Here is a 10,520-nt window from a genome sequence, read left to right as displayed (position 1 = left end):
GTTCCGATATTAACGTGTGGTTTGCTTCTTTCAAATTTTGCTTTTGCCATTTGAACATCCTCCTACTTATTATATTTATTTTTTTTGCTGCAATCTATAAAATTATAGATTGCAACATTATTAATATTTCAATTGAAAATGGAATTATCTTCCTCTTTCTTCTTGAATAGCTTTTTGTACTGATGCTGGAACTTGTGCATACTCTTCAAATTCCATTGAATAAGTTGCTCTTCCTTGAGATTTAGATCTTAGGTCAGTTGCATATCCGAACATTGAAGATAAAGGTACTTTAGAAGTAATTATCTTAGCTCCGTTTCTGTCGATCATTCCACCAATCATTCCTCTTCTTGAGTTGATATCACCAATGATATCTCCCATGTACTCTTCTGGAGTAGTTACTTCTATTTTAAATACTGGCTCAAGAATTACTGGCTTAGCTTTAGCAGCTGCCTGCTTAAATGCCATTGATCCAGCTATTTTAAAGGCCATCTCAGATGAGTCAACCTCATGGTATGATCCATCATAAAGTGTAACTTTAACGTCTACCACAGGGTATCCAGCTACAACTCCAGCCTCAAGTGCTTCTTTACATCCTTTTTCAACAGCAGGAATATATTCTCTAGGGATAACTCCTCCTGATATTTTATTAACAAATTCAAATTCTTTACCAGGGTTAGGCTCAACAGTTAACTTAACGTGTCCAAATTGTCCTTTACCTCCTGATTGCTTAGCATACTTAACTTCTTGATCTTGAGACATAGTAATAGTTTCTCTGTATGCAACTTGTGGTTTACCAACAGTTGATTCAACTTTGAATTCTCTTCTCATTCTGTCTACGATGATCTCTAAGTGTAATTCACCCATTCCAGAGATTATAACTTGACCTGTTTCTTCGTCAGTTTTAACTCTAAATGTAGGATCCTCTTCTGCTAATTTAGATAAAGCTAGACCCATTTTTTCTTGGTCCACTTTAGTTTTTGGTTCAACTGCAACCGATATTACTGGCTCAGGGAATTCCATTTTTTCAAGAACCATAGGAGCGTTTTCTGCACATAGAGTATCTCCAGTAGTAGTATCTTTCAATCCTACTGCTGCTGCGATATCTCCACAGTAAACTACTTCTATTTCTTCTCTTTTGTTAGCATGCATTTGAAGAATTCTTCCCATTCTTTCTCTCTTACCTTTAGTAGAGTTTAGAACGTAAGAACCTTTAGCTAATGTTCCAGAATAAACTCTGAAGAAAGTAAGTCTTCCAACAAATGGATCTGTCATTACTTTAAATGCTAAAGCTGAGAATGGAGCATCGTCAGAGATTTCTCTAACAACTTCTACAGTATCATCTTTAACTGAAGTTCCTTTAATTACTCCTCTATCAAGTGGTGAAGGCATATAAGCTATAACAGCGTCAAGTAAAGACTGAACACCTTTATTTTTAAATGCAGTTCCACAAGTTACAGGGACGATTGTGTTTGATATTGTAGCTTTTCTTAGTGCAACATTAATTTCTTCTACAGAAATCTCTTCTCCACCAAAGAATTTTTCCATTAATTCATCTGAAGTTTCAACAATTGACTCGATTAAGAAGTTTCTTGCTTCTTCAGCATGTTCTGCTAATTCTGCTCTGATTTCTCTTAATTCAAAGTTTGCTCCATTATCAGTATCTAATGGCCATACAATTTCTTTCATTGTTAATAAATCGATAACACCTTCAAAATTCTCTTCAGCACCAATTGGTAATTGAATAGGTACAGGGTTCGATCCTAATTTTTCTCTAATATCATTAACGCACATTTCGAAGTCAGCTCCGACTCTGTCCATTTTATTAAAGAATGCTAATCTTGGTACACCATATTTGTCAGCTTGTCTCCAAACTGTTTCAGATTGTGGTTGAACTCCATCAACTGCTGAGAATACAGCAACTGATCCATCAAGTACTCTTAGAGATCTTTCAACCTCTACAGTAAAGTCCACGTGTCCTGGTGTGTCTATTATATTTACTCTATTATTTTTCCAAAAACATGTAGTAGCAGCAGAAGTAATTGTTATACCTCTCTCTTGCTCTTGCTCCATCCAGTCCATTGTAGCTCCACCTTCGTGAACCTCTCCAATGTTATGATTTACTCCAGTATAGAATAAAATTCTTTCTGTCGTAGTTGTCTTTCCTGCATCGATGTGAGCCATGATACCAATGTTTCTAGTCATTTCTAAAGAAACGCTTCTAGCCATTTTGTTATCCTCCTAATTTAAAAAATACAACTGATTATTAGAACTTGTAATGTGCGAATGCTCTGTTAGCTTCTGCCATTTTGTAAGTATCTTCTTTTTTCTTGATTGTAGCACCTTCGTTGTTAGAAGCTGCTATTAATTCAGCTGACATCTTCTCAACCATTCCATACTCTTTTCTTTGTCTTGTATATAGAGTTAACCATCTAATAGCTAAACATTGTTGTCTTTCAACTCTTACTTCAACTGGAACTTGATAAGTAGCTCCTCCGATTCTTCTTGATCTAACTTCGATCTGTGGTTTAATGTTCTCTAAGGCTTGCTTAAATACATCATACCCCTCTTGACCAGTTTTCTCTTTTATTAAATCCATTGCTGAGTAGAATATTCCTTCAGCTATTGATTTTTTTCCATCTATCATGAATGAGTTTATAACCTTAGTTACAACCTTATCTGAATATCTTGAATCAGGTAATACATCTCTTTTAACTGCTGCTCTTCTTCTTGACATTTTTTATTGTCCACCTCCTTATTTGATTATTAAGCTTTTTTAGCTCCATATTTTGATCTTGATTGTTTTCTCTTAGCAACTCCTGCTGTATCTAGAGCTCCTCTGATAACTTTATATCTAACTCCTGGTAAATCTTTTGTTCTTCCTCCTCTTATTAGAACGATTGAATGTTCTTGTAAGTTATGTCCCTCTCCTGGGATGTATGAAGTAACTTCGATTCCGTTAGTTAATTTTACTCTAGCAACCTTTCTTAAAGCTGAGTTTGGTTTCTTAGGTGTAGTAGTATAAACTCTTACACACACTCCTCTTCTTTGTGGGTTTCCTTGTAATGCTGGTGATTTTTTACTCTCTTCAAGAGTTTGTCTTCCTTTTTTTACTAATTGACTTAAAGTAGGCATTTTACCCTCCTTCCTCTGATTTTTTTATTTATTATTTTAAATAATATTTAACTTTAGTATTATAATAGCTTTATTGCAAAAAGTCAAAGATAATTTTACCACAATTTTTTATTTTTATAAATCTTTTTTTAAATGTTCCAATTCTTCTCCAGTATTCTCCCAATTTTCCATTGCTTCAAAAATCTCAATATCCTTATTCTCTATTTTATTTTGAATTTCAATAAGTGCATCAATATCATTTATTTTTCCATATTTTTCATGTTCTTTTTCTAATTCTTCTTTTTCAAGTTCAAGTTTCTCTATTTCTTTTTCCAAATTTTCATATTTTTTTTCCAATGAAGATAATCTATTTCTTAATTTTTTTTGTTCTTCGTAATTTAATCCAGCTTCTTCATTTTTTAATTTAATATTATTTTTTTGAGAAAGATATTCTTCATAATCCCCTTTAAATAATTTAGCACCACTCTCATCAACTTCGTATATATTATTTACAACACTTTCTAAAAAATATCTATCATGAGATACTACTAATATTGTACCATCATAATCTTCTAGTGCTTCTTCTAAAATCTCTCTTGAATATATGTCCAAGTGATTTGTTGGCTCATCTAATATTAAAAAGTTTGGTTTTTCTAATATTAACTTCATAAAAGCCACTCTTGCTTTTTCTCCACCAGATAAAGATTTTATTTTTTTATCTACATCATCATTTGAAAATAAAAATCCACCTGCTATTGTTCTTGCTTCTTCATCACTTAAAACAAAATTATGTAATAACTCTTCTAAAATTGTGTATTCCATATGTAATCCTTGATGATTTTGATCATAATAACCAATTTCAACTCTATCTCCTACTATTACATCTCCAGAAAGTTGTTTTTCTAAGCCATTCACTATTCTTAATATAGTAGATTTTCCAACACCATTTTTTCCAATTATTCCAATCCTATCACCTTTATACACTGTTAAATCTACATTCTCAAATAATTTCTTATTATCAAATCCCATCTTTAAGTTTTTTAACTTTAAAACTTGATCTACACTAACTCTATCTGTTTCAAATTTTAATTTTATTTTTCTTAAGCTGATAATTGGATCATCCATTTTATCCATTCTATCAAGCATCTTTTGTCTTCCTCTAGCTTGTTTACATTTTTGACCAGCTTTATAACGTCTTACAAATTCTTCCATTTTTTTTATTTTATCTTGTTCTTTTTCAAATGATTTTACTGCTCCTGATAAATATGCTTCTTTTTGAATAACATAATCTGTAAAATTACCTTTATAAGCTTTTAATGTTTTTCCTTCTATCTCAAAAACTCTATTTATTATATTATCTAAAAAGTATCTGTCGTGTGATATTACCATAAATGCTTTTGTATAATCTTTTAAAAACTTTTCTAACCACTCTATTGCTAATAAATCTAAATGATTTGTTGGCTCGTCTAATATTAATAATTCAGGTTCTTCTAATAAAATTTTTCCTAAAGCTACCCTTGATTGTTGTCCACCTGACAAATCATCTATTTTATTTTTCCAAATATCTTCTGGTAAGCTCAATCCAATTAAAATCTGTTTTACCTTATATTCTATCGCATATCCTTCTGCTTGTTCATAAGAAGTACTTAGTTTTGCAAGTTCCTCCATATGATTATCAAAATTATCTAAATCTGTAGATATTAAAAGATTTAACTCTTGTATTCTTTCATAATCTTTTTTCAGATTTGAAAATACACCCATCATTTCATCAAAAACTTTATTTTCTTTATTGAGATTTATATTTTGAGATAAATATCCGATTTTCAAGTTTCCTTTTTTTGAAATACTTCCTCTTAAATTTGTTCTTGGATCAACATCATTTCCTTCTAATTCCAATAACATCTTAATTAATGTTGATTTTCCTGCTCCATTTACTCCAATTACTCCAATTCTATCCTTCTCATCAATAGAGAACGTTATATCTCTAAACAGAGTTTCTCCTGAAAACCCCTTATATAAATTATTAACATTTAATAATGCCATTCCACTTCTCCTTTTTTATTATTTGACTTTAATTATATCATAATTTATAGGGAATTAATAAAAAAATGAGTAGGCTCTTATTCTCTACTCATTTTCCTATTAAAATATTCTATAATTATAATTCCTATTAAAAATAAAATTCCCATTAAAATTATACAAATTCCAGTGTTATATTGGAAACTTAAAGTTATACATAGTCCTATTAAAATAGGTCCAAGTAGTGCTGTTAATGAAAATCCCAATGTATAATCTCTTAAAACAGGTGTTTCTAGTTTTGGGTCACATATTCTCAAAAGCAATAACCCTGTTAGAAAAACTCCTGTTGAAGTTCCTAATAATGCTAGTCCTCTTTCATAATAATAGTTATTTTTAAAATATCTTTTAGACAATATAAAAATTATCTTCCAAGTACCAAAAAACCCCAAAATTAAAATTAATAATATTGGAACTATATATTTAAATATTGTAACTATTGGTATTGTAGCTATTGCTGCTACAATTGCATATTCTGTAAACATTCCTGTTAGTTTGCTCTTTACTTTACTATCAATACTCCATTCTAAGTCTAATTTTTTCATTATATTCCAAATAAAAAACATTAAAATCATCCCTAAAGACCAAACACTTAATTTAGATAAAATTGGAATTTTATTGATTTTAAAAAAACTTATTAATCCTATAGATATCCCACATACCGTAAAAACTATAGAACAATGATATGCAAGTGTGTCTATTGATGTTGTTAACATTGTTTCTCTACCAAAAGTATCCTGTTTATTTATATTTTTTTCATAACCTTTTTTTAATTCTTCTGATATAGCTGATGGATCTTTTAATTTTTCTGTAACTCCATTTCTACATCCTATATTTATTAAATATATTCCAAATATAATACCTAAAATTAATCCCACAGTTGCTATAGTTGTAGCAATACCTTGAGCTAGCATCCAATAATCTACATTCAATTCTTTTATACTTCTCCCAATCATTCCTGCTGTTCCATGTCCACCTGCAAATCCTGCGTTTAATTCCGCTCCAAAGGTTTTATAGATATTTCCATTAAAAAAAGTTACATAAATATAATTTACAAAGTAACCTATACACAATTGAAAAAAAGTAACTATAAAAAGTATTAATCCCATATTTATACTATCTTTTTTTATACCCTTAGTTATATTTAATCCTAAAGGAATAGATACTATTATTGGTATAATCAAAATTCCTGGAATAACCTTTAAATAACTATACCATTCTATATTTATTATATTTTTCCAAATTGGAAAAATATTTGGATTTAACAATAAGCCTACAAACCCACCTATTACAGATGATGGTATAAAAAGATTTTGAAATATCTTAATTTTACTTCTAAAAAGTACTCCTAACAAAAGTAAGAAACTAAGATACGAAACAACATATAAAAAATTATTCATTTATAAATTCTCCAGATTTTCCACCTGTTTTTCTACATAATTTTATATCTGTTATATACATTTTTTTATCCATTGCCTTACACATATCATAAATAGTTAATAAAGCTACTGAAACTGCTGTAAGTCCTTCCATCTCTACCCCAGTTTGACCATTGACTTTAACTATACTTCTAACTTCTATATATAATTCTTCTGAATATAAAATCATTTCTAATTTTATTCCTGTTAATAATAAAGGATGACACATGGGAATCAATTCACTTGTTTTCTTAGCACCCATTATACCTGCTACTCTTGCTACTCCTAAAACATCCCCTTTTTCAACAGTTCCCTCTTTTACTCTTTTAAAGGTTTCTTCATTCATATATATTTTTCCAGAAGCTACAGCTTCCCTTAAGGTTTCTTTCTTTTCTGTAACATCAACCATTATTGCTTTTCCATCTTTATCAAAATGTGTTAACATTCTATTATATCCTCCTATGCTCTAATTTCCCTTCATTTTTCACTGTTAATATTTCAGCTACAATCTCTAATGCTATTTCAAAAGGAGTTCCATCAGATATCTTTAATCCTATAGGAGAATATATTTTTCCATTCCAATTTTCATCATTTAATTTTAATAACTCTTCCTTAATTCCTATAACTTTTCTTTTACTTCCTACCATTCCTATGTAGTTATATTTTTTATTTTCTAGTATGCTTTTCAAAGCTTCTAAATCAGTACTATGTCCTTTTGTAACTATTACATAATAAGTATTTGGATTTTCAGGTATTTTTTTTATCTCTTCATAAATATTACCTATTCTTACATTAGAAAAGCTATTAATATACTCTAATCTATCATCTATAATCTCAATTTGAAATTCAGAATTTTTTAAAATCCCATATATTTTTTCTCCTATATGTCCTGCTCCTATAATAACAATCCTATTTTTAGGTTTGAATATTTTAATATAGCCCTTTACAGAACCTCCACAACTCATTCCTAATTCCGCTTCTTTCGTTAAATCAAAGTAAAATTCTTTACTTCTTCCCTCTTTTATTAATTCTCTAGACAATTCAATGACTCTATGCTCAATCATTCCGCCACCAATAGTTCCAAGAAAGTCATCCTTCCATACTCCCATAATAGTTCCACTTTTTCTTGGAGTAGATCCTTGTGATTCTGTAATTGTTACTAAAGCTCCAGAAACTCCATTTTCAACTTCTTTAAATATTTTTTCTAAAATATTTATTTCCATTTTTTCTTTCTCCCTCTATTATATATTTCAAAATAACTTCTAAAACTGATCCACCTAAAGCTCTTCCTTTATCAGAAATTATATTACAGTTTTCAGTTTCTTCAATTCTAGGATCAATATCTGCAATTTTCAAGCCATTTTTAACAAAATAATTTTCTGGAATAATTCCTCTTAAAACTCCAGCTATTTCACTTTTAACCTCAACTTCATTAATATGAGCAATAATTTCATTTTTTCTTATTAAATCACCTATGCTTTTACAACTTTTAAATATTCCTGTTTCTTTTGCATAAATTACTCTTTCTTTTGACACTCCATTTATTTCACCAGGAACACCTGTATTTAATTTAGCTTTTCCTCTATTTATAATTTGGCCTAATCTGTGTCCTCTCATTGTTTCTATAACCACATCAACATCAATACCCGCTTCAAATCCCGGACCTAATCCAATCGTTAATAGTCCCATATTCTTATTAGTACCTAAATTTTTTTTAGCTAAAATAGCATCAACAACTACTTCTGGCTTTAGATTTTTTATCCATTTTCCTTCTGGATCTATAACTATGGGAATTTCAAAATTATTCCAACAATTATATATTTCATCTATTGTATCCACTTTTTTACCAACAATATCCTCCACTACTTGAATCCCTTTATATATACTCTCAGAAAAAGATATCGTTCTTCTAATAGCACTTGGTTTTTCTGTTTCTAAAGCTAAAATTTTAAATCCACTATTATAAAGTCTAACAATTACTCCTGTTGCTAAATCTCCTGCCCCTCTAACAATAACTAGCATTTTAACCCCTTAAATGTCTATTTTTATACTTCCAATAAGCTATTTCACATTTTTTAGCTATCTCTCCAAAAATTTCACAAGTATTATCTATAAAATTTTCATTTACTTCTATTCTTTTTCCCAGACGTAAATTAAATATCTTAACTATTTCTCTTTCCATAGATTCTGGAATTTCAGTCATATATCCATGTAAATAATCATTTCTAATTTTCTTTACTATTCCTATAAAATCTTTTTCCTTATCTTCTATCTCTAAATTTTTTTTAAAAGTATCCTCTAAAAAATAAATATATCCATTTAAATACGAAGTATTTTTATTATGAATATCTTCTAATGTTGAATTTTGATCATAAGCTATATCTTTTACAATATTTTTTAATAATGTTTCAAAAATCATAAAAACATTTAATAAAGTACTCATATAATGGATATCTTTAAAAGCATTATTATTAATAAAATAACATTTACTATATTTAGAAAATTCATCTTTATCTGTTCTTGTTGAATGTAGCGATTCCTTAGCAACTCTTTGATACTCTTTTAAAAAGATATCATTGATTTTAAAAAACCTTTCAATTGTTGTCATTCTTATTTCATATTCAACAAAAAATTTAGTACTTTCTTTTTCTGCTTTAAAATATGGATTTTGCTCACATGGAATAGTTTCTATTGATATACACATTTTTTTTACATAATTTTCACTCGTTTCATTTTCACATGTTTTACATCCACAATTTTCAACTTTCTCACATGTTTTCTCAGTTTTTATTTCTTCTATTTTTTTATTTTTATTAAATAATTTATTAAAAAATCCCATCAATTTCTCCCTTTATAACTTCTTATACCAGTTCCATGCTGTTTTTATTATATCATCTACATTTGTATAAACTGGTTTCCATCCAAGTATTTTTCTAGCGTGTTCACTAGAGGCAACAACTGATGCTGGATCTCCCATTCTTCTCTCTATAACTTCAATTTCTATGTTCTTATTAGTCACTTTTTTTGCAGAATCAATCATCTCTAAAACAGAAAATCCAGTTCCATTTCCCAGATTATAAATTCCACTTATATTTTCAAATAATGTTGGTAATGCTGCAACATGAGCTTTTACCAAATCTACAACATGTATATAATCTCTAATTCCTGTTCCGTCTTTTGTTGGATAATCATCACCATAAATACTTATTTTTTCCCTTTCTCCCTTTGCTACTTGAAGGATAATTGGAATCAAAGCAGTTACACCATCTCCCTTTTGTCCAATTTCATATTTTTCATGTGCTCCTCCCACATTAAAATATCTAAAAATCGAATAATTTATTCCATATGCTTTAGCTGCATCTGTTATTATTTTTTCAGCCATTAATTTACTCATTCCATATGCATTAATTGGATTTGTTGGATAATCTTCATAAACCAACCCTTCACATTTTACCTCTCCATAAACTGCTGCTGTTGATGAAAAAATTATATTTTTCACATTATATTTTTTCATTACTTCTACTACATTCATTACTCCATAAGTATTATTTAAATAATATTTATTTGGCTCTATAACACTTTCTCCAACTTTTATATATCCTGCAAAATTCATTACTGCATCTATTTTATTTTCTATAAATATATTTTCAAAAGATTCAATTTTTCTAATATCACCTTTATAGAACTTAGCTCTTTTATCTACTAATTCAATATATCCATTTTCTAAATTATCCAATACAATTACATTATAACCTGAATCTAAAAGCTCTACTACTGCATGACTCCCTATATATCCTGCTCCACCTGTTACCAGTATATTTTTCATCCAACACCTCTTTTAAATTATTTTAATTACTTTGATTATAACATGATTTTTACAAAAAATAAAAAAAAGATTGGCAACTTCCTATCCTC

Annotated in this window: 10 protein-coding genes; all 10 read right to left on the bottom strand. The window is 29.0% G+C overall.

Annotated features, from left to right (window positions below):
• Positions 1–144: 144 nt before the first annotated feature.
• The 10 genes from fusA to galE all read right to left on the bottom strand — a co-directional run bounded on the left by fusA (position 145) and on the right by galE (position 10,431).
• The gene (fusA, locus tag Q0V09_RS04155; RefSeq protein WP_297487291.1) at positions 145–2,226 is read right to left on the bottom strand and encodes an elongation factor G; all 2,082 of its coding nucleotides are present in this window, start codon (positions 2,224–2,226) and stop codon (positions 145–147) included.
• A gap of 37 nt (positions 2,227–2,263) precedes the next feature.
• A complete protein-coding gene (rpsG, locus tag Q0V09_RS04150; RefSeq protein ID WP_297405993.1) occupies positions 2,264–2,734 on the bottom strand; it encodes a 30S ribosomal protein S7 in 471 nt (156 codons plus the stop codon).
• Between the two features lie 29 nt (positions 2,735–2,763).
• Positions 2,764–3,132 (bottom strand): 30S ribosomal protein S12, encoded by a 369-nt coding sequence (rpsL, locus tag Q0V09_RS04145; protein WP_297405994.1) that lies wholly within the window; start codon positions 3,130–3,132, stop codon positions 2,764–2,766.
• A gap of 114 nt (positions 3,133–3,246) precedes the next feature.
• Positions 3,247–5,154 (bottom strand): ABC-F family ATP-binding cassette domain-containing protein, encoded by a 1,908-nt coding sequence (locus Q0V09_RS04140; RefSeq protein ID WP_297405995.1) that lies wholly within the window; start codon positions 5,152–5,154, stop codon positions 3,247–3,249.
• Positions 5,155–5,231: 77 nt separating this feature from the next.
• Positions 5,232–6,587, bottom strand: coding sequence for a sodium:glutamate symporter (locus Q0V09_RS04135; RefSeq protein ID WP_297487289.1), 1,356 nt, complete (start codon positions 6,585–6,587; stop codon positions 5,232–5,234).
• A complete protein-coding gene (moaC, locus tag Q0V09_RS04130) occupies positions 6,580–7,050 on the bottom strand; it encodes a cyclic pyranopterin monophosphate synthase MoaC (RefSeq protein WP_297405997.1) in 471 nt (156 codons plus the stop codon). The genes Q0V09_RS04135 and moaC overlap by 8 nt, the downstream gene beginning before the upstream one ends.
• Before the next feature lie 4 nt (positions 7,051–7,054).
• On the bottom strand, positions 7,055–7,828 hold the full coding sequence (locus Q0V09_RS04125) for an XdhC family protein (protein WP_297487287.1): 774 nt from the start codon (positions 7,826–7,828) through the stop codon (positions 7,055–7,057).
• A complete protein-coding gene (gene yqeB / locus Q0V09_RS04120) occupies positions 7,797–8,627 on the bottom strand; it encodes a selenium-dependent molybdenum cofactor biosynthesis protein YqeB (RefSeq protein WP_297405999.1) in 831 nt (276 codons plus the stop codon). The genes Q0V09_RS04125 and yqeB overlap by 32 nt, the downstream gene beginning before the upstream one ends.
• 1 nt (position 8,628) lies before the next feature.
• A complete protein-coding gene (locus Q0V09_RS04115; RefSeq protein WP_297406000.1) occupies positions 8,629–9,444 on the bottom strand; it encodes a hypothetical protein in 816 nt (271 codons plus the stop codon).
• A gap of 12 nt (positions 9,445–9,456) precedes the next feature.
• A complete protein-coding gene (galE, locus tag Q0V09_RS04110; RefSeq protein WP_297406001.1) occupies positions 9,457–10,431 on the bottom strand; it encodes a UDP-glucose 4-epimerase GalE in 975 nt (324 codons plus the stop codon).
• Between the last annotated feature and the right edge of the window lie 89 nt (positions 10,432–10,520).

The organism is uncultured Cetobacterium sp. (assembly GCF_947039425.1).
GTDB lineage: Bacteria > Fusobacteriota > Fusobacteriia > Fusobacteriales > Fusobacteriaceae > Cetobacterium_A.
This window is presented reverse-complemented; position numbering and strand designations above follow the sequence as displayed.

Bases quoted from the DNA above. Each gene is read 5' to 3' on its own strand.
- fusA (WP_297487291.1), bottom strand. From the start codon at position 2,226: ATGGCTAGAAGCGTTTCTTTAGAAATGACTAGAAACATTGGTATCATG.
- rpsG (WP_297405993.1), bottom strand. From the start codon at position 2,734: ATGTCAAGAAGAAGAGCAGCAGTTAAAAGAGATGTATTACCTGATTCA.
- rpsL (WP_297405994.1), bottom strand. From the start codon at position 3,132: ATGCCTACTTTAAGTCAATTAGTAAAAAAAGGAAGACAAACTCTTGAA.
- Q0V09_RS04135 (WP_297487289.1), bottom strand. From the start codon at position 6,587: ATGAATAATTTTTTATATGTTGTTTCGTATCTTAGTTTCTTACTTTTG.
- Q0V09_RS04125 (WP_297487287.1), bottom strand. From the start codon at position 7,828: ATGGAAATAAATATTTTAGAAAAAATATTTAAAGAAGTTGAAAATGGA.
- Q0V09_RS04115 (WP_297406000.1), bottom strand. From the start codon at position 9,444: ATGGGATTTTTTAATAAATTATTTAATAAAAATAAAAAAATAGAAGAA.
- yqeB (WP_297405999.1), bottom strand. From the start codon at position 8,627: ATGCTAGTTATTGTTAGAGGGGCAGGAGATTTAGCAACAGGAGTAATT.
- Q0V09_RS04140 (WP_297405995.1), bottom strand. From the start codon at position 5,154: ATGGCATTATTAAATGTTAATAATTTATATAAGGGGTTTTCAGGAGAA.
- galE (WP_297406001.1), bottom strand. From the start codon at position 10,431: ATGAAAAATATACTGGTAACAGGTGGAGCAGGATATATAGGGAGTCAT.
- moaC (WP_297405997.1), bottom strand. From the start codon at position 7,050: ATGTTAACACATTTTGATAAAGATGGAAAAGCAATAATGGTTGATGTT.